Here is a 22,529-nt window from a genome sequence, read left to right as displayed (position 1 = left end):
TTCAGCTGCGAATTACTGCAACCTTATGGTCCGGTAAAAACTCAATTCGGTTACCACATTATTAAAGTGTTATACCGTAATTAAGTTCTTCATGCGCCACCTCGCCGGCGGCGCAAGTACCCTCTTCTGTCTTTCTATTTATCATTAATATAAAGTGTCTTGAAAATAATTACTGTTGGAAGGACAGCATAAATATTATCAGCACTCAACCTGCCATCAATTATATCTATACAATATACCCACTTAACTTTACAAATAATACATCACACTATATTAACAAGTCTTATTAAAATGTATCTCAACAGGGGTATAATCTGACTTTTCAATAAAAAACAACAAGAAAGATCTCATTAATTTATTTTTATATAGAATAAAATATATTAAAATACAATTACTTATGTTTAATTCACTTAAAGTGGAGAGTTAGTAGGATTTTTCCCACAAACATTGGTTTGTTTATCTTATGTCCAGCCACGGTCACATTCTATATTATCTCATCATCAAGTAACGGACGTAGCCGAAATAATGACTACCCAATTACTTTAATGAAAGAACATGTGGATAGCTGGCGAGTACAATCGAATAACACTCGTACATATAGTCATTAACCCACATCATACTTAATAAGTTGAATACTCATTCGCATTTGAATGCAACGAGCATTTCACCTATTTCTAATTACTATATTGGAGTTTCAAATGAATAAGATTACTTTGGCTATGGCGTTATTCGCAGCATCTACAACTGTAGCAATGGCAGCAAGCAATAATACAATTACTTTCCAAGGCGAAGTCACAGCTCAAACTTGTTCTGTTACCGTCAACGGCCTTGACGCTAACCCAATGGTATTATTGCCAACTGTATCAAGTGGCGATTTGAATGCTTCAGGTAAAACCGCCGGTAAAACAACCTTTACTCTGGGTGTATCAGGTTGCGCTACAGGTGCTGCTGATATTGATATCAAAACTGTTTTCGTGGGTAACCAGGTAACAACTTCTGGTAACTTAAAGAATGGCGGTACGGCAACAAACGTTGAGCTGCAATTACTGAAAGATGCAGTTACAACAACCGGCATCAATCTGAATAGTGGCGTAGCGCAAGATGGTATCGTATTGAAAGCTGGCGATACATCAGCAGAGCATGATTTTGCGGTTCAATATTTCGCAACTGGTCAAGCAGGCCCTGGTTCTGTGATCGCTTCTGTACAATATGCAGTTTCCTACCTGTAATATCAGTATTGTAGGATAGGATATACTCTAAGTAATTGGAGTTGTGGGTAGGTGGCGAATATACAGCGAACCCCTGCAACTTCAAGTACCAGAGGCTTAACTATTCAACCAGTTTCCTTCAGAGGATATCCCCATCATGCTTAATATAAATAGCTACCGTTTCCTGCTTATTACTTTATTAATTCTTATGGGGATATCTTTTGCCAATGCCAGTGTAGTGATGAGCGGCAGCCGTATTATATATTCGGCAGGTGAAAAAGAGCATAGTATCCAATTAACAAATAACGATAACTTTCCTAATGCTGTCCAGGTCTGGTTAGATAGTGGCGATGCGCAATCAACACCGGAGACAGGTAAAGCTCCCTTCATTGTCACCCCTCCGTTCTTCCGTATTGAAGCGAATGCGGGCCAAACATTAAGGCTGAAATATACCGGTAGTGGCTTGCCAACGGACAGAGAATCTGTGTTCTACCTTAATTTTTTACAGGTTCCCCCCGTTAATAAAGCAGAAAAGAATAATAAAATGTTAGTGTTGATGCGTAACCGGATTAAAGTGTTTTATCGGCCTGAAAATATTGCTGGCCGAGTTGATCAAGTCTCCAGCGCTCTGACATTTAATGTACGCCAACAAGGTAAAGATGTTGTTATTACAGGCAAAAACCCAACAGGGTTCTATGCCACCATTGCCAGTGGTGAAGTCGTTGGGGGAGGTAAAAAACTCAAAATGAAATCTGAGATGATCCCACCAATGTCTCAAGCTCAGTGGGTTATCCCAAATTCATCTGTACCTTCAAATGCTATTGTTAACTTCCTGTTAGTTAATGATTTCGGCGGGCAAGATACCGGTAGCTATAAAATTCAGTAGTAGCTTTCCGGCGAAGGAATATTTATGGGGCTTTCACTAGTCGTTCTGAAAAAAAAGTTCTCTGGCCGTAAGAAAGCGTTAACACTATGTATGACTTTAGTTTTACATGTCGATACTGTTTTAGCCCAGGAAGACCCACAAAATCTGGAATTTGACGAATCACTCTTTTTAGGCACAAAATTTGCCTCCGGCTTGAATCAACTCAATAAAGAGGATTCTGTTACACCGGGAAATTTTGACGCTGTAGATGTCCTGATTAATAACAAATTATATAAACGCACCACAATTCAATTTATTAAGAATGCCGATTCACCGGAGGTTTTCCCCTGCCTGAGTGATGAGTTCTTAACTGCGGCTGGCATTGAACTGGCCAATAAAAGTAATACCACGCCTAAAGAGCCTAATGCTGCTGAGGGAGAATCAATACCTGCAGAATCTACGGCGACCACTCCCTCTGCCGCAGAGAAATGTATCCCGTTGGCGGAGCGAGTAAAAGGCGCATCTTTTCATTTTGATCAGGCCAAACTGCGCCTGGAGCTTTCTATTCCCCAGGCATTATTGCAGCAACGCCCTCGCGGTTATATTGAGCGCAGCGAATGGGAAGAAGGTGAAAAGCTCGCCTTCGTTAACTACAGTGCAAACTTTTATCGTAGTGATACGCAAACTCAGCAAAACAGCACTTCTGATTACGGCTTCGTTGGCCTAAAAAGTGGTCTTAACTTAGGGTTATGGCAATTACGCCAGCAATCAAACCTGAGTTACTCCAGCAACAATAATAACAGCGATACACAGTGGAATAATATCCGCACTTATGTGCAGCGCCCTATTTCACAATTAGACAGTGAATTAACGCTGGGTGAAACCTTCACTGACAGTACCTTATTCGGCACCATGTCATTTCGCGGTGTAAAAATGGCGACAGACCAACGTATGTGGCCAGAATCAATGCGTGGTTTTGCGCCTGAAGTACGTGGTGTTGCCACCAGCAACGCGCGAGTGATTATTAGCCAGAACGGGCGTCAAATTTATGAAACTAACGTCGCCCCCGGCCCATTTGTTATTAACGATTTATACAGCACCACCAGCCAGGGCGATCTTAATGTTGAAGTTATAGAAGCTAATGGTAGCCGTTCGACTTTTACTGTGCCCTTCAGTGCCGTACCGGATTCAATGCGCCCAGGCGTGAGCCGTTATAATGCAGTGGTTGGGGAATCACGTGATTTCACCAATATTGACAGCTATTTCACTGATTTTACCTATGAGCGTGGTCTTACCAATCAGTTAACTGCCAACAGTGGTATTCGTTTAGCACAAGACTATACGGCATTACTTGTGGGGGGAGTAATAGGCACGTCGGTCGGCGCGTTTGGCCTTAATACCACCTATTCCCATGCCAAAGTTGAAGATAATCAAACTCAAGATGGTTGGCGGATGCAGGCGACCTATAGCCAAACATTTAATGAAACTGGCACCTCATTCTCACTGGCTGGATATCGCTATTCAACCAAAGGGTATCGTGATTTAAATGATGTATTTGGTGTGCGTTCAGTGCAAAAGAATGGCGGAACCTGGGATTCATCGACGTATAAACAGCGTAGCCAATTTACCACCACAATAAACCAAACTCTGGCTGGCTATGGGCAACTTTCAGCCTCAGCATCGACCAGTGATTATTATAACGATACACAGAGAGATACACAGTTACAGCTAAACTATTCTAATAGTTATAAAGATATTAGCTATAACGTGGCACTGAGCCGCCAGCGCACAATTTATACCTCAACCCAGTTTGGTTGGGATGTTGATGATACGGACGAAACGATGACAACAACGCGCTACGGTAATACCGAAAATATCGCGTCATTAACTGTATCTATTCCACTGAATATTGGGAGCAGAAACCAATATTTATCCATGTCTGCCAACCGTAATCCGAAAAGTGGTAACAACTACCAAACGTCATTATCCGGCACCGCCGGTGAACGTAATACTTTAAATTATTCAGTCAATGCGGGTTATGACGACAGTAATGTCAGCGGTAGTTCGAATAGTTGGGGTGCGAATGTGCAGAAGCAATTCCCTAATGCGACCGTCAATGGCAGTTATTCTCGTGGTAATAACTATACCCAATATGGAGCTGGTGCGCGTGGGGCCGCTGTAATACACAGTAAAGGTGTCACACTGGGGCCTTATTTAGGCGACACTTTCGGTTTAATTGAGGCCGATGGCGCTCAGGGTGCGACAGTACGAAATGCACAAGGTGCCAGGATTGATAAGAATGGTTTTGCGCTGGTGCCTTCATTAACACCTTATAATTACAATACAGTCGGTTTAGACACCAAAGGCATTAATCGTAATACCGAGTTGAAAGAAAATCAGGGCCGCGTTGTTCCTTATGCTGGAGCCGCAGTGAGAGTGAAATTCGAAACATTGACTGGCTATGCGGTATTAATTCAAACCCAAACCGCTGACGGTGAAGGATTACCACTGGGTTCAGATGTCTATAACAATAAAGATGAACTGGTCGGTATGGTGGGTCAGGGGAATCAGATCTATGCTCGAGTAAAAGAGAATAAAGGTTCACTTTATGTACGCTGGGGTGAAAACAGCAACGAGCAATGTGAATTACCTTATGATTTTGCTAGCCAAGATACTGAGCAAGATATTATCCATTTAACAGGCAGTTGCCGCCGTTAACCATTATGAGAAAAATAATGTTAAGACCAACAGAGCAGTTAATATCTTGTGAAGTCTCACGGCCAACAATGCCTGTTCATTCCCGTCGCCCATATATTGTGGCGGGAACTATGCTGCTGATAGGGTTATTTAGTACCTCAGCATGGTCAGCTTGTACCCGAATTACCGCGCAAAGTCAGCTAAGTGCCGGTGATGGCACGGCCAGTGCATGGTCTGGCTCCCTAGATTACAATAATGGATCACTCGGCTTACCGAGTGTGATCGATCTCAGTACCGCAGCCAACTTTCAACCTGACGGAACATTATTAGCCGCAGCGACATCCGACTTTACCACTTTTGCCCTGAATACTAGCTATGATCCTGATCGGGTGCTATTCCGCTGTGACGCAGCTGATGTTGACCAACTCTTCGAGATGTATGCTACTAATGGGGATAATGACTATGGTGGCAAAAATGAAGATGGCGCGATTGCTGGCAATGTTCCCTCCGGCTTTGCGACTTATGTTCGCAATGTGGTTATTAGGCTTACAAATCTATCCACGGGCGAGTATTACTCACGTTTATGGAAAGGACGCCGTTTAACCGGATTAGATACTGACAGCAATGGCCGTATTTTGGTCAAAGCCAAGAATTTTAGTAATCTATATACCGAGCTGTTTCGTATTGATTATGCCCGCGCGGGTACTAACAATGCAGCATCTTATGCCTATGCTTATACTCAGCCCAATGCCTATATCGCCTTTAAAGGCCCTGGCATTAGCGGCCCTATTGAAGGAACCGACTCGGTGTCAAACTGGCCCGGTTGGTATTCAACCTGGCCTGCTTCTATCGGGCTATACAATTACGTAACTTTCCGCCGTACCACTATTTGCGCGGTCACCAATTTTACCCCAACGGTGATATTACCCAGAATTTCGGTGGCAGAACTGAACAGCGGCAGTAGTAGCTCGGCTGAGTTCAGTGTGGATTTCCAATGCCAAACCGGTATTACCTCCGGCGTCAATGCCGGTGCGGTGGCGATGGGCTTTTTGGTGCCAGCGGCAAACGCCGCTAAAGCACAGGCTTTGGGCTTAATGAATGGTAGCGGCGGTATTAGCCATTTGGTATCAGATAATTATGGTGCCGCCGGAATGGCGAATGGCGTGGGGATCCGTATTTACCGTAATAATAATCCGATGTATCTACTCTCAAAAAACGTGACTCAAACCGGTAATAACGGTGGCTGGTATGGCATCTTCCAGGGCGCGCAAACAATAACCGGTACGGTGAGTGGCGGTAATAGTTACACTGAGAATTTTCGGGCTGAGTTAAGCAAAATCAGCGGGCAAACTGTGACGGCAGGAGCAGTGAATGCACATGCGCAAGTGGTTATCCGTGTCCAATAATATGCGTTTCAAACGCAGTTTCAATGGCTGGCTGTTATCACTTCTCATGGCCTGTAGTGTGCCGGCGATGGCAAGTGTCGTGGCAGAAAAAACGCGTATTATTTTCAGTGAGGGTAGCACGGAAGAGTCACTGCAACTGGTCAATAGTAATGACTACCCGGTGGCAGTGCAGGTGTGGGTGGATGATGGCGATTTAATGGCAACACCGGAGAAAGCAATTTCCCCGGTATTAGTGTTGCCACCATTATTTCGATTACAACCACAAGCTCAACGCAGCTTGCGTTTGATTTTATCTGGTGCCAGTAAATTACCGCTGGATAGAGAATCTGCATTTTGGCTTAATGTTTACGAAATCCCGCCTAAAGCCACAACTAAGGTTGATGATGAGTCTTCCGTTACACTGGCTTTACGCATGCAATACAAAGTCTTTTATCGCCCGAAAAATTTGCCCGCACCCGCGGATACCGTCAGCAAGGCATTAACTTTTGTCGTAGAACGGAATGGTAATACCGCCTCGGTTAGGGTTGAGAATCCAACACCTTATTATGCATCACTCGCTTCTTTAACATTGGGACTGGCCGAAGGATTGCCCGATATGGTCGCCCCTTTTTCCAAGCTCGAATTTCCCCTCAATCGAGTCCCAACAGCAGACAGTAAAACGGTCAACTTTGTCTTAATTGATGATTTAGGTAACCGTAAACCTTTTAGTCGCGAGCTGAAATAAAAAACTTATCAATATAGACCGCCCAGAGAGACGGTCTATATGATTACTCGCGATATGATTTATTTCTTAAACCCCGGCTTACCATTTTCGGCTCGCCATCTTTTTATCTCAGCTAAAATACCCTCAGGGCTATCTTCCCGATCATCATTAGGGTAATAAATCAAATCAGAACCATCTGGATGCTCGGTCAACTCTTCAAATCTAAGAATAGCCTCATCATGTTCAGCCTCGGATGGATATGCATCATAATAAATATCTTTCAAAAAACTTAAGAATTCCTGCTCTGTATAATCAGATAGATTTTTATTTTCCATTTACACTTCTCCATTTTTCAGTATATCTTGATTGCTGAGCTTAAATTTCTCAGGAATTTCAAGATGCTTTAGTAACCTCGCAACAAAACCCGCATCTGGAAACCAAATGAGATAATAGCGAGGTTATTAATATTTAATTAATAAAGGGATATAAGCCACCAGAAAGGCGGCTTATGTTATTACTGGTAATGCAATAAACTATTTTAGCCTGAGATTACCATTCATCTCGATAATCAAATGAAATTTGATAGTCATATTCTGAAGTATTAATTTGATGAGAAAAATACTTCTGAAGTATAGGTATCCAATATTCTTCAATATCAAACCCTCCATTATTAATATTATTTTCAATCTGCAAGCCTAATTGTTCAATAACTGAGCCATCAGATTGAAGATCTGCCGAATACTCTTCACCCTTACATAACTCAGTTTTTTTATCAAACCAGTCTAAATGCAGTTTTAGCCCCATGATGCACCTCATAAATATTTTTTGATATTACGATTAGGGTCCGCAGGTTTTAGCTGGACGCCTGTTTTATAATTGAAAGCACCTAAGTGCTGGCCATCGCTAGCTCTATAACCCCCCAACTCACCATGCTGCGAATCCCACTCATATATTTTACGGCCTTTCTGATCAATCCAGCGTTCTCTTTTTCCAGAACCACCTTGTTTAGGAGTCTTTCGCTTACTCTTATTCAAATTTAGAAAGCCTGTAATATCCTCGATTTTAGGTGCTGGGTGATAATCATGCCCTGCATCTACCACTCCTTTCCTTGGTTTATTAAAATAAACATACACCGGCTCCAGCCCTGAACCCGCCGGGAACCAGATGATGTAATCATGGAAACTCACCTCCTCATGGGCAAGGAAAGTCAGCGTTCGCCTCGTCGCCAGAATCTTGATATCAGTTCCGGTGTGCTGTGGGAAGACCGGCGCACTGGCGGGTTGCGGTATTACCGCCCCCCCCCTACACCCGGTGGCCGTGGTGAGGTAAAAGTAAAAGTACGTGGCGGCAAGGTGTCGGTGGTAAATGTATAAACCCCCTTTGTACGATCAAATTGTGCCATACCCACTTTCACATTGGCTGGGACATCGGCAACCCCGGTTTTTACTGCGTAAATACGGGTTTCATCGTTCCTGCCCACCATCAAAATTCTGACAGGGGAATTGACTTCAGCTTGCGGCGGTAACGATGTTTCAGGGGATAGCATATAGCCAAGCGGGAAGCTGCCAGCTAAGGGTGGCAGTTCTGTGCCTTGCCGCTCGTTATCGGAATAAAAAACCGTACCAATTGGGAAAACCAATGGATCTGCTAACGCGGAGTTATGCCAGCTAAATCTCCTTAATACCCGCTGCAATGAGGCATCTAGTTTAATCGCTTCCCGATAACTGAAGGTGACAGAGCCCGCTCCGCCCGCAGAAAAGCCTGGGAAACGTTCATCTTCTGCCATATAGGCGATTAAGGAGAAGGTATTGTTACGAATAGCCGCTTCTGCTTCCACTGCCAGCCATCTATCTTCAATACGCTGCCGTTCTGCAGCAAAGGTGGCTTCTATTGCCAGCCGGGCGTTTTCAACTCGCTGTTGCCATTGCGCGGCTTCTGCTGCCAGTTGTGCATCCTTTTCCGCTACTTCGAATACCCGCCATCCGTCTTCAATGTGTTGTCGCTCTGCCGCAAAGCTAGCCTCTACCGCCAGCCGGGCGTTTTCAACTCGCTGTTGCCATTGTGCTGCCTCTGCGGCCAACCGTTCATTTTCAATACGTTGCTGTTCTGCGATTCCAAGTTCAGCATTAACAGATTGTTGCAACACTAACAGTGGTTCATATTTGGTTCTTAGCTCAGCGGCCCCCTCACTTAATGTTTTGATCTCACTTTGTTTGACGAGTGCCAATGAGCGTAAATCGCGCCGTTCATTAAAGTTAATAAAAATTAACCGGTTCTTATAGCCCGCGAGAGAATTGTAGCGCTGCCATATCCTGGCCTCTTCCTGTTGCAATAAAGAAATATGGCTTTCAAGTAATATGATATGCGCGGCTGTTTCTGTAACTTGCTTATCCGCCAATGTTTTTTTCAGCTTTAACTCATCTAGCGCAGAGCTAAACAACTGTGTCATCGCTCCTTCAGCCGCTTCCCGTTCACGCCGCGCTATTTCATAGGTATTGCGCGCTTCCTGCATCAGCTCATCAGCATTGGTTATTCGAATGACAGAGAGATACAGCGGTTCAATACCCGTGCTGTCGGGGAAAACAATAATGGCATCGCGACTATGGGGGCCAACTGGAAGGCTAAATTCTTTGGGAGCCGCATTCTCAATCGGCGTCACTACGGGCCTTGCTGCTGGCTGTGTTGGCGCAGGTATATTAATAGGCATCGTATCAACTACACTGATATGTATCGGTGTGATACCCGGAATGGCCGCGGTAAAGACATCTGGCCTTGTCGTCGTAACGGCCTTAATGACAGGTACTCGTTGTATGGCTATCGGTGCTTTAATCAGCACCGCTTTCTGCACTCCCTCTTCAGTCACATCACTGATCCGAATATTGACCGCAGTATCAGCCACTGTTTTTAATGTTTCTTTCGGTGTATCCGTAACTCTGTTGGCGGGAAGTGTCGAAGTGGTGAAGAACTGCCCTATCGGCGGGTCAGACGCTATTCTTGACGGTATCATACCCATAACGGCTACACCGACCGGGCTGGTGCGCATGACCCACGATCCCACTCGAGCTAAATGACCTTCGATAAACGCCGCCACTGCTGGAAGACGGCTTAAAGTCACCCCCCAATTCCCATCAATTAAGGTGATAACGGCTGGCATCCCTCCCACAGCCATATAGGTTTGTAGTTCCGGGTTTTGCGCCAGATTCGCAGGAGTTGCCTGACTACCGCGATCGCCACCACGCCCCCCACCTCGTTGACTGCCATGGCCGAATTGGCTTGGGCTGTAGTGATGGATAGCACCATAGGGCGTTTGCGACGTCCCCCACCCTTTGCCGCGGCTAGAGCCTGGTCCACCTGGCCCTGCCGGCCCCCCTTTAACTCCACCTGTTGGGCCACGCGCACCGTGGCCAGTTGTATTACTGTGTCCTTCTCCCATATCTTATTTCCTTATTTGTTTTTAATTTCCATAATGAATACGTATTTGTGACGAATATATTGACCGCTTATACCTCCGGATATTTATCTGTTATCACAATCACTCTTTATACATTTCCAGTGAAATATCAGATTGCGTTATGCATCCTTCAATAAAACTCTCAGCCATCTGTAATTGACGCCTAATTTCACGTTCGTTATATTTTTTCAACCGGGCAATTGAAGACTTTGACTGACCATAAATATAATGGCGCACAATAAGCTCCAGCTCTTTTTCTCTTGAAGCTCGTTGTAAATTACCAATAATATTATCAAGCGCTAACCCGTCATTATCACAGCAGGAAGCCGCCACCTTCCCTCCTGCCACCAAGCCCTTAAATCCATTGGCAATATGCGGATAATCAAGATGGGAATGCTCTCTGGCCCAAACACCCCATCGGGCCAGAATAGTTTGAATATCACTCATCGCTTTTCTCCTTTTTATATTTAAAATCCTTCTTATGATGTAATTAACATCAGCCAGAGTAATTTCATAAAACAAAAAGGCCTCACTAATTAGCGAGACCTATTTATTATCAACGAAATAATTTTGTGATTTAGAAAATCAAAAAGCAGACATTGTTGGTGAAGTGTTTAACCACGATTAACACCTTACAAGAGTTTTATCGGGCCGTGATAGCATTAATTTACGAAATATTCCCCTGACCGAAATACAGTTAATCTGAAATAAAAAAGCCCCCCGTTACTGGGAGGCTTAATATCAAATAACACACTACAATCGTTTATTAACCGGCAACTGCGATACGTTTCATATCGGTCATATAGCCACGCAGCTTATGGCCGACAGCTTCGATTGGGTGATTACGAATAGCTTCGTTTACATCGCGCAGTTGGGCATTGTCTACCGCAGTTCCGGCAACACTTTTGCCTAAATCACCCGCTTGCAGAGAATCCATAAACTTACCTTTCAGCAATGGCACAGCTGCATTGGCGAATAGATAGTTACCATATTCTGCGGTATCAGAGATAACTACGTTCATTTCATATAAACGTTTACGTGCGATGGTGTTAGCAATCAGTGGCAATTCATGCAGAGATTCGTAATAAGCCGACTCTTCGATAATGCCAGAATCAACCATAGTTTCGAATGCCAACTCAACACCGGCTTTCACCATGGCAATCATCAACACGCCGTGGTCGAAATATTCTTGTTCAGAGATTTTGCCTTCAAACTGTGGCGCGTTCTCAAATGCAGTTTTGCCGGTCTCTTCACGCCAGTTCAGCAATTTCTTATCGTCATTAGCCCAATCAGCCATCATCCCGCTGGAGAATTCACCAGAGATAATGTCATCCATATGTTTCTGGAACAGTGGGGCCATGATCTCTTTCAGTTGCTCAGACAGGGCATAAGCACGCAGTTTAGCCGGATTGGACAAACGATCCATCATCAGCGTAATCCCGCCTTGTTTCAGCGCTTCGGTGATAGTTTCCCAACCGAATTGAACCAGTTTTTCAGCATAAGCAGCATCAGTACCTTCAGAAACCAGTTTGTCGAAGCACAACAATGAACCGGCCTGCAACATACCGCACAGGATAGTTTGTTCGCCCATCAGATCTGATTTAACTTCAGCAACAAATGAGGATTCCAACACACCAGCACGGTGACCGCCGGTGGCCGCCGCCCAAGCCTTGGCAATCGCCATGCCTTCGCCTTTAGGGTCGTTTTCCGGGTGAACCGCGATCAATGTCGGCACACCAAAACCACGTTTGTATTCTTCACGGACTTCTGTACCCGGGCATTTTGGCGCAACCATCACCACGGTGATGTCTTTACGCACTTGTTCACCCACTTCTACGATATTGAAACCGTGAGAATAACCCAGTGCCGCGCCATCTTTCATCAGTGGTTGAACCGCCTGAACCACTGCGGAGTGTTGCTTGTCTGGCGTCAGGTTAACAACCAAATCTGCCTGTGGGATCAGTTCTTCGTAAGTGCCTACTTTGAAACCATTTTCGGTCGCTTTACGCCATGAAGCACGCTTTTCAGCAATGGCTTCTTTACGCAGAGCGTAAGCAACATCCAGACCGGAATCGCGCATGTTCAAACCCTGGTTCAGGCCTTGTGCGCCACAGCCGACAATCACCACTTTTTTACCTTTCAGGTAGCCTGCTTCATCGGCGAATTCATCTCGTGCCATAAAGCGACACTTACCTAATTGCGCCAACTGCTGACGCAGGTTTAATGTGTTGAAATAGTTAGCCATGTTATTGCTCCGTTCGGGTTCTGTTTTGTGGGTGCAGCTATTTTTTTAGTGACTGCAAACGAATGTGGTGTTTGTGTGCTGATACTGTTTTTTCACATCCCCTGTCTGTGTCGGGGATTGTCTTGAACTCACTATATGACAGGAAACTCATTGCTGAAATTGATATATTAACAATGTGATATTGCAGATTCTGCAATGTGGACTATTTTTCGAACAATACACTGCATCTTCTCACCCCAGAGGCACTCTGTGATGGATTTACGCGACCTGAAATTATTTCTGCATTTAGCTGAAAGCCGCCATTTTGGCCGCAGCGCCAAAGCAATGCATGTCAGCCCATCCACCCTATCGCGCCAAATCCAGCGTCTGGAAGAGACCATCGGCCAGCCGCTGTTTTTACGCGATAATCGCACAGTACAGTTGACGGATGCCGGCACTCAGTTGAAAGCGTTCGCTCAGCAAACATTGTTGCAATATCAACAATTACGCCATGCATTAGGCCAGCACGGGCCATCTCTGAGTGGTGAGCTACGGCTATTTTGTTCGGTGACCGCCGCCTACAGCCATTTGCCGCCAATTCTCGACCGCTTTCGTGCACGCCACCCACTGGTTGAAATTAAACTCACCACTGGTGATGCTGCCGATGCGGTAGATAAAGTGCAATCAAATGAAGCAGACCTGGGGATTGCCGGTCGCCCTGAAGTGTTGCCAACCAGCGTGGCTTTTACCCAAATTGGTGAAATCCCGTTGGTGTTAATTGCCCCGGCGCTGCCCTGTGCCGTGCGGTCGCAGGTATCGGTTGATCAGCCGGATTGGGCCACAATTCCGTTTATTTTGCCGGAACACGGCCCGTCGCGAAAACGCATTGATTTGTGGTTCCGCCGCCAACGCATTACCAATCCATTGATTTATGCCACGGTTTCCGGCCATGAAGCGATTGTGTCAATGGTGGCTCTGGGGTGTGGCGTGGCACTTATTCCATCAGTGGTGGTAGATAACAGCCCGGAACCGGTACGCAATCGTATTTCCCTGTTGGATGATGTTTCGCTGGTCGAGCCATTTGAGCTGGGCGTTTGCGTGCAGAAAAAACGGCTCAGTGAGCCGTTAATTGAAGCGTTTTGGGGGCTGTTATAGTTTTACAACACATGAGTTGCAGCTGTATTTAAACTGTCGGGAACAATAGCCATAAGCATTTTTGGTGTCGCACCGCTGATACCCATTCTCTGAGAAACCGGGTCACTCTCTTGTGTAAGGAAGCCATTGATTACTCCAACTATTGAGCGAGAGTCTTTCCCAATGCTGGGGTCAGCAGTAATCCACTACCGCACTAAACCTCATACTATTAGCATGTCAGGTAATTTATATTCAAAAGCATCAAATACTTATACAGTAATAAATCTTAAAAAATAAAAAATAGGTATCAGAATAATCAGAGAGTATTTATCGTTATCAATATCTGTTATTGCCGCGAGTTAATAAATGTGGTGTAAATTATGCGTCAGCCATTTTGATATTAAGATTTTTCACTAATATACTCTGAATAATTTTAGTTGCAGGAAGTAATCCAACTCACATCCAGCTTGAGGCATGGTGAGCATAGGATTATCTACCATATATAAACTTATTAATATCATAATAAAAACCTGACCAATTAAACCCAACATTTAACAAAGGTAAGGTAAATATGAAAATAAAATATTTATTAGCATCAATAACATTAATTTCAAGCTCAAATATTATGGCGCAGCCAGAGCCTCGCCACGGTTTTATTGAATCACCGCCAAGTCGAGCATTTTTATGTTCAAAACAAGGTGGTGAACTCAATAAAGATTGTGGGCCAGCGCAATATGAACCTCAGTCTATCGAAGGGCTAAAAGGCTTTCCTCAGGCTGGCCCCCCTGATGGCGCAATTGCCAGTGCAGGTAATCAAAATTTTCAGCAATTAAATGCGCAAACCCCATACCGTTGGCATAAGGTTAATATTAGCCCAGGGGAGAATATATTTAAATGGTCTATATCAGCTCAGCATAGCACTACATCATGGGAATTTTTTATCACAAAACCTGATTGGGATCCGAATAAACCATTAACTCGTGCTGCTTTTGTTCTAACACCATTTTGTTCACAGTTCGATGGCGGTGCAAACCCAGCCAAAGTAGTCGAAATAAAATGCAATGTCCCGCAACGTGAGGGATATAACATTATTCTGGGGGTATGGACAATTTCCAATACTGCAAATGCTTTTTATCAGGTTATTGATGCTAACTTCAAGTGATTTATCGGAAAGGAGATAGTGTTGTCGTGACAATATAAAAACTCAGGTTGTGAGGCCTGAGTTTTATTTTAAAAAAAAAGTAATACAAATAAAATCCGATTAACCCGCCAGGAAGAACTTAAACGCCAGATTATGAGTTTCATCGTGGCAATCGTAGCCCAACGCCATCAGCGCATTACCAACCCATTAATTTATGCCACAGTTTCCGGCCATGAAGCGATTGTGTCGATGGTGGCTCCAGGCTGTGGTGTGGCACTTATTCCATCAGTGGTGGTAGATAACAGCCCGGAACCGGTACGCAACCGTATTTCCCTGTTGGATGATATTTCGCGGGTTGAACCATTTGAATTAGGAGTTTGTGTGCAGAAAAAACGGCTCAGTGAGCCGTTAATTGAAGCATTCTGGGGGCTGTTATAGTTTTACTACACTTAAACCCTACCAATGCAATTAAATAAAGGGTCTGCTATCAGGAACAATACGCTGGAACTCTTGTGGTAGTTGATCGTAGCCACTCATATTATTAGCAGGAGCAGGCACGCGCTCTTGGGTTGGGAAACCGTTTATCGCGTTTGCCAGTAGGTCTATATGCTCAATCGAGTCCGATTTTTGTATAATTTTAACAACCCTGGCATCAGTAGTCGGAGTTGCTTTTTGGTTAATAGTATCAGATTTAAGCGGTGGTATTGGAAGCCCCGTCTTGCGAACAGTCCAACTCTTCCGGAATGATGGTTGGCCGATCTCTTTATCATCAGCCCAATTAGTAGATTCATAGTTACTATCTCCATCAAAAAATAGAAAGCTACGACTCCCATCGGAGTGATATCTCAATATACTATCAAAAGTTATTTCCTTGTTTTTAACCTGCTGCTCTCGAAAACCAATTTGCTTTTTATCTGGGCCATAAAATTCACTTGTAGTAAAGGTGTGGTCTAACTTATTGTTAGAGTCGTAGATATATTGAGTTTTATATATTCCAGTCACAGAATGCTTGTTGGTGACAGGGTCAACCTCTCGTACTCTTGCAGTTTCCAAGATAACATTCCCATTCTGATATTTACTGGTAATGTCAGCTATAAATCTACTCTTATCTCTTCGTGCCTCCCAAACCCGAGTACCGTTATCAACAGCAAGCCCAGCTTTAGTCACTAAAAAACGCTGGCCATCAATAGTTTCATACTTATTTTTAGCCTTACTGTCTAATAACTCCTTCTTCACCCTGGTTTCCGCAGGAGCAAGTGTGCTTGCATCTGGTGGGGAACTGTTTAATTTAGATCCTTGCTCAAATATTTTTGATTCGTTAACTTGGTGTTTCTGTATTAATTTATCACTAATATTTTTGTGTTCTCTCATTTCTTGAGGTTCAATATCTTGTGTTTCCTCAACTCTATTAGTCTGGCTGACTTTTTTATTAACAGCATCATAGTCAAATTGCTCCACAACAATTTTCTTCACATTGTTATTAAAGTCAAATGCTTCAGTAATTCTGTTAATTTTATTAGTAGCAGAATCAAATGTTTCAATTCTGACTGTTTTAATACTATTGATAACTTGTTTTTTTGTTAAAACTGACCTTACTATTTCACCCCCAATATATGTAGTCTCATCTTTTATTTTCCAGCCATCTTTCATGTAACGTTGTAGCTTAGTGTGTATTTGCTCAGAGTTTGGACTATACAGTATAGCCGGAGGAATATAATCAAATATTGATAATTTAATTGATGTTATTGATTCGCTCATATATAAATTCCTTTAATTTATTTTTTAACAAAGGATTAAGAAGATATTTAAGTTATTTAATTATCTACAACTTAATAACGGCATCATTAACTAATGCCAATAATTATATTACACTGCAATAACACCGAATTTTATTTCTAATACTTATTAGCAAAGATAGATAAGAAGATAAAAGACAGCAAAATGCCAATAAAAAAACCCAGGGATTATTGGCTCTGGGTTTTTTATTAGTACGAATAAGTAGTTACTGGCTAAGATTCAGCCCGCCAGAAAGAACTTAAACGCCGGATTATTAGTTTCATCGTGACAATCGTAGCCCAGCGCCGTCAGTGCATTACCAACCCATTAATTTACGCTACAGTTTCCGGCCATGAGGCGATTGTGTCGATGGTCGCATTGGGCTGTGGTGTGGCACTGATCCCGTCAGTGGTGGTCGACAATAGCCCGGAACCAGTGCGCAACCGTATTTCGCTGTTGGATGATATTTCGCTGGTCGAACCATTTGAGTTGGGTGTGTGTGTACCGAAAAAGCGGCTCAATGAGCCGCTAATTGAAGCATTTTGGGGGCAGTTATAATTACCGTTCCCCTTAGTTGTCTATCACCAATAACATTAACCAATACAGCTTGGGCACTATTGTTGGGTATTTGACACAAGAGCGTTGGACATATTATTGGTGTCATAGCTACCAAGGCTAATAGGTTCAACTTCTTTAGTTGGGAAGTCTCCCATCACTTCGATTAATAAACTTATATCGCTCTCGTCAGCAACAGTATTATCGATGGTCTCTTTAGTGATGGATTCATTACCATTAATGTCATATTCTTTCGTCTGATACTCCATGATATTCCCTATCCCATCAAACTCAATATCTTGCTCATAATAACCGGAAACATTACCGTTCTCATCATAGTTGGCACCCACAAAAATCTCACTATCACGGCGGCCTGAAGCATTAAACGTAGATTCACTTTGATAGTCCAGATTACCGTTAATATACTCTTTCTCAACAGATCTTATTATTTTACGATTTATATTATAATGTTTAACTTGAGCCTGAATTAAGTCACCCTCCTTATCGAACTTATAGGTACCTAACTCCACTTTATTATTGTTTTCGTAGCGCGATATATAGTTAACTCGTACATTACCACTAGTTTTATCATATATATCGTAATCGCTCCTCACGACAACACCCTTATCGTAATACTCACGAAGACTATCCCTTAGACCGTCCTCATCATAACAATACTCTTGATAATCGATTAATTGTCCATTAGATTTATAGTTAAATTTATGACTCTCTATGAGTTTGTTATTATTATCATAACGGAAATGGCTAATGGTACGAACTCCATCATGAATATCTTTGATAATAATTCGAGTCCCGGTAGGGCCGCGCTCTTCAGACGGAGATAGGGGAGTCAATGGCGATAATCGAAATTTGATAAGCGGTTGCTGAAATCCCACAGTAGAATACTTCAAGGAGGGATTATCGTTAACATCCAGTGGGGTAAAACTTTCACCACTCGTTGCTAGCTGAATAGTCTGTATAAATGTACTTTTCCTTCCACTAACAGGAGCGCCGTCAGCATGATGTATATAATCATATGTTCTTAACTGCGAAGTATCAGAACGTAAAGTTAAATATTGACTAACATCAGGGGTTGGGGCAGATACGTTTGTCGGTTTTATTGAGATACTCATATCAATATGACTCCATAATTTTTTTCATAAAATAAATTGGCGTTTTTAATAAAAAATAAATTACTGGCAGTTCAATAAAATTAATTACTAGCAAATAAAGTCTATTCATTGATAAAACGCACTAATAATAACAAAATAAAATCTGGATTATTCATATCTCAAGAAACTTTAAGAAAATAAAAGATAATATAATATAAATGATAGTTAATATGATTAACATATGAAAACTCAGACATCAAAGACATCTGAGTTTTAGTTGCTATTTAATATTATGAATAATACATTTAACCCGCCAGGAAGAACTTAAACGCAGGGTTATTGGTTTCATCGTGACAATCGTAGCCCAGCGCCGTCAGATGCTGTTCAAATTGTGGTTCAGAGTCTGATAACTCAAACCCTGCCAGCACCCGACCAAAATCAGTTCCGTGACTACGATAGTGGAACAGAGAGATATTCCAGTGTGTGCCTAAAGTATGCAGAAACTTCAGTAATGCGCCCGGTGATTCTGGGAATTCAAAACTGAACAGCCGCTCGCGCAGTGGCTTGGAAGGACGCCCACCGACCATATAACGCACATGCAGCTTGGCCATTTCATCATCAGATAAATCCACCACCTGATAACCTTTACCCTGCAATTCAGCCAGGATCTCAGCCCGCTCAGCATAACCACGGGTCAGTCGCACGCCGACGAAAATACAGGCGTTATCGGCATCAGCATATCGGTAGTTGAACTCGGTGACGGAACGCCCCCCCAGCAACTCACAAAAACGCAGGAAACTGCCTTTTTGCTCTGGGATGGTCACAGCCAGCAAGGCTTCGCGCTGCTCACCAAGTTCACAGCGCTCTGATACATAACGCAAACCATGGAAGTTGACGTTAGCGCCCGAAAGCACATGGGCCAGGCGTTCGCCTTGAATATTATGTTGCTGTACGTACTTTTTCAGCCCTGCCAGCGCCAAAGCCCCAGACGGCTCGGCAATGGCGCGCACATCTTCAAATAAGTCTTTTACCGCCGCACAAATAGCATCACTGTCGACAGTGATCACTTCGTCCAGATACTCCTGACACAAGCGGAAAGGTTCGTCGCCAATGCGCTTAACCGCAACCCCCTCGGCAAACAGCCCGACACGAGCCAGATCGACCGGCTTGCCTGCATCCAGCGCGGCACGCAAACAGGCTGAGTCTTCTGCTTCAACGCCAATCACTTTAATCTGCGGCATCAATTGCTTGATAAGCACGGCAACACCGGCCACCAGCCCACCACCACCGACCGGAACAAACACCCGGTCAAGATGTGCGTCTTGCTGAAGCAGTTCCATCGCCAGCGTCCCTTGCCCGGCAATCACGGCCGGATGGTCAAACGGCGGCACAAAGGTATAACCCTGCAACTGCGACAATTCAATCGCCTTGCCTTTGGCTTCATCGAAATTAGCACCAAACAACAGCACCTCTCCGCCAAAACCACGCACCGCATCCACTTTGATATCAGCAGTTGCGACCGGCATGACAATCAGCGCTTTGATACCGAGCTTGCTAGCCGAAAGCGCCACCCCCTGCGCATGATTACCGGCCGAAGCCGTTATCACGCCACAGGCTTTCTGTTCTGCGGTCAAGCCAGCCAACATCGCGTAAGCGCCGCGCAGTTTAAAGCTGTGCACCGGTTGCCGGTCTTCGCGCTTAACCAAAATGGTGTTACCCAAGCGCGAGGAGATTTTTTCCATCACTTGTAACGGGGTGACCTGCGCCACCTCATACACCGGTGCGCGCAATATCGCCCGCAGATATTCTGCCCCATCGGGGGCAGTTGATAAGGGTTGTGATACCGCCATAAGTATTAGCCTCCCAGCTTACTTTTGTCGCGCACAGCACCTTTATCAGCACTGGTTGCCAGTAAGGCATAAGCACGTAGCGCATAAGAAACCTGGCGTTCGCGTGCTTTCGGTGTCCATGCCGCATCACCGCGCGCTAATTCTGCTTCACGGCGTGCAGCCAGTTCAGCATCACTGACGTCCAGCTTCATAGCGCGGTTTGGAATATCAATATCAATGATGTCGCCATCTTGCACCAAAGCAATCAACCCACCACTGGCGGCTTCTGGCGAAGCATGACCGATGGATAAACCTGAAGTCCCGCCCGAGAAACGGCCATCGGTTAACAACGCACAGCTTTTGCCTAATCCCATCGATTTCAGGTAAGTGGTTGGATACAGCATTTCCTGCATCCCTGGCCCACCTTTCGGCCCCTCGTAGCGGATAACAACCACATCACCCGCAACCACTTTGCCACCCAAAATAGCAGCAACAGCATCATCCTGACTCTCATAGACTTTGGCTGGGCCACGGAAGGTTAAGCTGTCTTTATCCACACCTGCGGTTTTGACGATTGAACCATTCTCTGAAAGATTGCCATACAACACCGCCAAACCACCGTCTTGGCTGTAAGCATGTTCGCGAGTGCGGATACAACCCTCTTGGCGGTCGGTATCCAATGAGGGGAAGCGGCAATCCTGTGAGAAGGCTTTCGTGGTACGGATGCCAGCCGGGCCTGCGGAGTACATCTGCTTGACCCCTTCATCTTTGGTCAGCATCACATCATAGGCTTCCAGCGTTTGTGGCAGGTTCAGACCCAACACGTTTTTCACTTCGCGATTCAGCAAGCCAGCGCGGTCCAACTCACCCAGAATCCCCACCACACCACCAGCACGGTGCACATCTTCCATATGATATTTCTGCGTACTTGGTGCCACTTTGCACAAATGCGGCACTTTACGGGACAGACGATCGATATCGCTGATATCGAAATCAATATCCCCTTCCTGCGCTGCCGCCAGTAAATGCAACACGGTATTGGTGGAACCGCCCATGGCGATATCCAGCGTCATGGCATTTTCAAATGCCGCTTTGTTGGCAATGCTACGCGGCAAGGCACTGATATCATCTTGTTCGTAATAGCGTTTAGTCAGTTCAACAATGTGTTTGCCTGCATCGAGGAACAGTTGCTTACGATCAGCATGGGTTGCCAGCAATGAACCATTACCCGGCAACGCTAGTCCCAGCGCCTCATTCAGGCAGTTCATCGAGTTGGCGGTAAACATCCCGGAACAGGAACCGCAGGTTGGGCAAGCGGAGCGCTCAATCTGCTCGCTGTCGGCATCGCTGACATTCGGGTTTGCGCCCTGAATCATGGCATCGACCAGATCCAGCTTGATAATTTTATCGGATAATTTGGTTTTACCGGCTTCCATCGGGCCGCCGGAAACAAAGATCACCGGAATATTCAGGCGCAGAGACGCCATCAGCATCCCTGGGGTAATTTTGTCGCAGTTAGAGATACATACCATGGCATCCGCACAGTGGGCGTTAACCATGTATTCAACGGAGTCGGCAATCAATTCACGTGAAGGCAGTGAATAGAGCATACCGCCGTGGCCCATCGCGATCCCATCATCCACCGCAATAGTGTTGAACTCTTTAGCCACACCGCCAGACGCTTCAATTTGCTCCGCTACCAGCTTTCCTAAGTCGCGCAAATGAACGTGGCCCGGTACAAACTGGGTAAATGAGTTAACTACTGCAATAATCGGTTTGCCGAAGTCATCATCGGTCATACCGGTTGCGCGCCACAATGCGCGGGCGCCAGCCATATTGCGGCCATGAGTGGTGGTATGGGAACGGTACTTAGGCATTGTCTCTTCACTCCAGATTTTTGTATTGCAAATCAATTTGTTTTTGCAGATCAATTTGTTGTTGCAGATATAACCTGTTGCAGGTGGCGAACGAACCACCTGCTGATCCTGTCTGTCAGTTTTTATTTATTATTGATTGATCGGGTCCAACCAGCCCCATTTGTCCTCGGTTTCGCCGGTGAACAGACCAAAGAATGCTTGTTGAATTTTGGCCGTGATCGGGCCACGTTTACCAATACCCACCTGAATACCATCCACGCTACGCACTGGAGTGATTTCTGCCGCAGTACCCGACATAAATACTTCATCCGCCAGATAGAGAGATTCACGCGACAGCACTTGCTCACGCACTTCTAACCCCATATCTTTCGCCAGTTTGATAATTGCATCACGGGTAATGCCCGGCAAAGCAGAAGAGGTAAATGGTGGCGTAAACAGAATGCCATCTTTCACTTCGAACAGGTTCTCACCCGCCCCTTCAGACAGGAAACCATGGATATCCAGTGCAATCCCTTCCTGATAACCGTGACGACGCGCTTCACTGCCCACCA

The 22,529-nt window shown here is 44.7% G+C and carries 16 protein-coding genes and 5 pseudogenes; 10 read left to right on the top strand and 11 right to left on the bottom strand.

Annotated features, from left to right (window positions below):
* The 6 genes and pseudogenes from ACNSO8_RS15265 to ACNSO8_RS15240 form a co-directional block, all read left to right on the top strand.
* A pseudogene (locus ACNSO8_RS15265) lies at window positions 1–84 on the top strand (peptidylprolyl isomerase); the annotation flags it as partial.
* 614 nt (window positions 85–698) lie between these two features.
* Window positions 699–1,229 carry a fimbrial protein gene (locus ACNSO8_RS15260; protein ID WP_019080216.1) on the top strand — a complete coding sequence of 177 codons (531 nt, stop codon included), beginning with the start codon at window positions 699–701 and terminating at the stop codon, window positions 1,227–1,229.
* A gap of 136 nt (window positions 1,230–1,365) precedes the next feature.
* Entirely contained in the window at window positions 1,366–2,094 is a 729-nt protein-coding gene (locus ACNSO8_RS15255) for a molecular chaperone (protein WP_411918724.1), read from the top strand.
* 24 nt (window positions 2,095–2,118) lie between these two features.
* Entirely contained in the window at window positions 2,119–4,791 is a 2,673-nt protein-coding gene (locus ACNSO8_RS15250) for a fimbria/pilus outer membrane usher protein (RefSeq protein ID WP_411918723.1), read from the top strand.
* 68 nt (window positions 4,792–4,859) lie between these two features.
* Entirely contained in the window at window positions 4,860–6,176 is a 1,317-nt protein-coding gene (gene stbD / locus ACNSO8_RS15245) for a fimbrial usher protein StbD (protein WP_195765106.1), read from the top strand.
* Window positions 6,177–6,222: 46 nt separating this feature from the next.
* Window positions 6,223–6,900 carry a molecular chaperone gene (locus tag ACNSO8_RS15240; RefSeq protein WP_072076869.1) on the top strand — a complete coding sequence of 226 codons (678 nt, stop codon included), beginning with the start codon at window positions 6,223–6,225 and terminating at the stop codon, window positions 6,898–6,900.
* Window positions 6,901–6,959: 59 nt separating this feature from the next.
* On the opposite strand, the gene ACNSO8_RS15235 is transcribed toward ACNSO8_RS15240, so the two are convergent.
* The 5 genes and pseudogenes from ACNSO8_RS15235 to ilvC all read right to left on the bottom strand — a co-directional run bounded on the left by ACNSO8_RS15235 (window position 6,960) and on the right by ilvC (window position 12,575).
* Complete coding sequence (locus ACNSO8_RS15235) at window positions 6,960–7,214, bottom strand: bacteriocin immunity protein (protein ID WP_019080221.1); 255 nt, start codon at window positions 7,212–7,214, stop codon at window positions 6,960–6,962.
* Window positions 7,215–7,428: 214 nt separating this feature from the next.
* Entirely contained in the window at window positions 7,429–7,683 is a 255-nt protein-coding gene (locus ACNSO8_RS15230; protein WP_005176239.1) for a colicin E3-like toxin immunity protein, read from the bottom strand.
* An 11-nt stretch (window positions 7,684–7,694) separates the two neighbouring features.
* Window positions 7,695–10,312: pseudogene (locus tag ACNSO8_RS15225) on the bottom strand (colicin E3/pyocin S6 family cytotoxin); the annotation flags it as partial.
* A gap of 99 nt (window positions 10,313–10,411) precedes the next feature.
* On the bottom strand, window positions 10,412–10,777 hold the full coding sequence (locus tag ACNSO8_RS15220) for an antiterminator Q family protein (RefSeq protein ID WP_050298842.1): 366 nt from the start codon (window positions 10,775–10,777) through the stop codon (window positions 10,412–10,414).
* Window positions 10,778–11,096: 319 nt separating this feature from the next.
* Window positions 11,097–12,575: a ketol-acid reductoisomerase gene (ilvC, locus tag ACNSO8_RS15215; RefSeq protein ID WP_019080225.1), complete on the bottom strand. Its 1,479-nt coding sequence runs from the start codon at window positions 12,573–12,575 to the stop codon at window positions 11,097–11,099.
* 252 nt (window positions 12,576–12,827) lie between these two features.
* Here ilvC and ilvY point away from each other — a divergent pair, with 252 nt between their 5' ends.
* From ilvY to ACNSO8_RS15200, 3 genes and pseudogenes are all read left to right on the top strand, one after another.
* Window positions 12,828–13,709 carry an HTH-type transcriptional activator IlvY gene (ilvY, locus tag ACNSO8_RS15210; RefSeq protein ID WP_019080226.1) on the top strand — a complete coding sequence of 294 codons (882 nt, stop codon included), beginning with the start codon at window positions 12,828–12,830 and terminating at the stop codon, window positions 13,707–13,709.
* Between the two features lie 550 nt (window positions 13,710–14,259).
* A complete protein-coding gene (locus ACNSO8_RS15205) occupies window positions 14,260–14,850 on the top strand; it encodes a lytic polysaccharide monooxygenase (protein ID WP_057621512.1) in 591 nt (196 codons plus the stop codon).
* Window positions 14,851–15,012: 162 nt separating this feature from the next.
* Window positions 15,013–15,267 (top strand): annotated as a pseudogene (locus ACNSO8_RS15200) (LysR substrate-binding domain-containing protein); the annotation flags it as partial.
* A gap of 30 nt (window positions 15,268–15,297) precedes the next feature.
* Here the strand turns inward: ACNSO8_RS15200 and ACNSO8_RS15195 are convergent.
* Window positions 15,298–16,587, bottom strand: a complete 1,290-nt coding sequence (locus ACNSO8_RS15195; protein WP_418395132.1) for a hypothetical protein — start codon at window positions 16,585–16,587, stop codon at window positions 15,298–15,300.
* A 258-nt stretch (window positions 16,588–16,845) separates the two neighbouring features.
* Window positions 16,846–16,917 (bottom strand): annotated as a pseudogene (locus ACNSO8_RS15190) (hypothetical protein); the annotation flags it as partial.
* Between ACNSO8_RS15190 and ACNSO8_RS15185 the strand changes: the two are divergent.
* Window positions 16,909–17,163 (top strand): annotated as a pseudogene (locus tag ACNSO8_RS15185) (LysR substrate-binding domain-containing protein); the annotation flags it as partial. The pseudogenes ACNSO8_RS15190 and ACNSO8_RS15185 sit on opposite strands and share 9 nt — an antisense overlap.
* A gap of 56 nt (window positions 17,164–17,219) precedes the next feature.
* On the opposite strand, the gene ACNSO8_RS15180 reads toward ACNSO8_RS15185, so the two are convergent.
* The 4 genes from ACNSO8_RS15180 to ACNSO8_RS15165 form a co-directional block, all read right to left on the bottom strand.
* Window positions 17,220–18,293 carry a hypothetical protein gene (locus ACNSO8_RS15180; RefSeq protein WP_418395131.1) on the bottom strand — a complete coding sequence of 358 codons (1,074 nt, stop codon included), beginning with the start codon at window positions 18,291–18,293 and terminating at the stop codon, window positions 17,220–17,222.
* A gap of 284 nt (window positions 18,294–18,577) precedes the next feature.
* The gene (gene ilvA, locus ACNSO8_RS15175; protein ID WP_050160537.1) at window positions 18,578–20,122 is read right to left on the bottom strand and encodes a threonine ammonia-lyase, biosynthetic; all 1,545 of its coding nucleotides are present in this window, start codon (window positions 20,120–20,122) and stop codon (window positions 18,578–18,580) included.
* A 5-nt stretch (window positions 20,123–20,127) separates the two neighbouring features.
* Window positions 20,128–21,978 (bottom strand): dihydroxy-acid dehydratase, encoded by a 1,851-nt coding sequence (ilvD, locus tag ACNSO8_RS15170; protein ID WP_005176087.1) that lies wholly within the window; start codon window positions 21,976–21,978, stop codon window positions 20,128–20,130.
* A 129-nt stretch (window positions 21,979–22,107) separates the two neighbouring features.
* Window positions 22,108–22,529: aminotransferase class IV (locus ACNSO8_RS15165; RefSeq protein WP_418395130.1), on the bottom strand; the 422-nt coding region annotated here is incomplete at its 5' end.

Source organism: Yersinia sp. LJYL362 (genome assembly GCF_048323875.1).
This window is presented reverse-complemented; position numbering and strand designations above follow the sequence as displayed.

What these genes read in the sequence shown, in the direction of transcription:
- ACNSO8_RS15235 (WP_019080221.1), bottom strand. Translation starts at nt 7,214, where the DNA reads ATGGAAAATAAAAATCTATCTGATTATACAGAGCAGGAATTCTTAAGT.
- ACNSO8_RS15240 (WP_072076869.1), top strand. Translation starts at nt 6,223, where the DNA reads ATGGCCTGTAGTGTGCCGGCGATGGCAAGTGTCGTGGCAGAAAAAACG.
- ilvA (WP_050160537.1), bottom strand. Translation starts at nt 20,122, where the DNA reads ATGGCGGTATCACAACCCTTATCAACTGCCCCCGATGGGGCAGAATAT.
- ilvC (WP_019080225.1), bottom strand. Translation starts at nt 12,575, where the DNA reads ATGGCTAACTATTTCAACACATTAAACCTGCGTCAGCAGTTGGCGCAA.
- ACNSO8_RS15250 (WP_411918723.1), top strand. Translation starts at nt 2,119, where the DNA reads ATGGGGCTTTCACTAGTCGTTCTGAAAAAAAAGTTCTCTGGCCGTAAG.
- stbD (WP_195765106.1), top strand. Translation starts at nt 4,860, where the DNA reads ATGCCTGTTCATTCCCGTCGCCCATATATTGTGGCGGGAACTATGCTG.
- ACNSO8_RS15230 (WP_005176239.1), bottom strand. Translation starts at nt 7,683, where the DNA reads ATGGGGCTAAAACTGCATTTAGACTGGTTTGATAAAAAAACTGAGTTA.
- ACNSO8_RS15260 (WP_019080216.1), top strand. Translation starts at nt 699, where the DNA reads ATGAATAAGATTACTTTGGCTATGGCGTTATTCGCAGCATCTACAACT.
- ACNSO8_RS15220 (WP_050298842.1), bottom strand. Translation starts at nt 10,777, where the DNA reads ATGAGTGATATTCAAACTATTCTGGCCCGATGGGGTGTTTGGGCCAGA.
- ilvD (WP_005176087.1), bottom strand. Translation starts at nt 21,978, where the DNA reads ATGCCTAAGTACCGTTCCCATACCACCACTCATGGCCGCAATATGGCT.
- ACNSO8_RS15205 (WP_057621512.1), top strand. Translation starts at nt 14,260, where the DNA reads ATGAAAATAAAATATTTATTAGCATCAATAACATTAATTTCAAGCTCA.
- ACNSO8_RS15255 (WP_411918724.1), top strand. Translation starts at nt 1,366, where the DNA reads ATGCTTAATATAAATAGCTACCGTTTCCTGCTTATTACTTTATTAATT.
- ilvY (WP_019080226.1), top strand. Translation starts at nt 12,828, where the DNA reads ATGGATTTACGCGACCTGAAATTATTTCTGCATTTAGCTGAAAGCCGC.
- ACNSO8_RS15180 (WP_418395131.1), bottom strand. Translation starts at nt 18,293, where the DNA reads ATGAGTATCTCAATAAAACCGACAAACGTATCTGCCCCAACCCCTGAT.
- ACNSO8_RS15195 (WP_418395132.1), bottom strand. Translation starts at nt 16,587, where the DNA reads ATGAGCGAATCAATAACATCAATTAAATTATCAATATTTGATTATATT.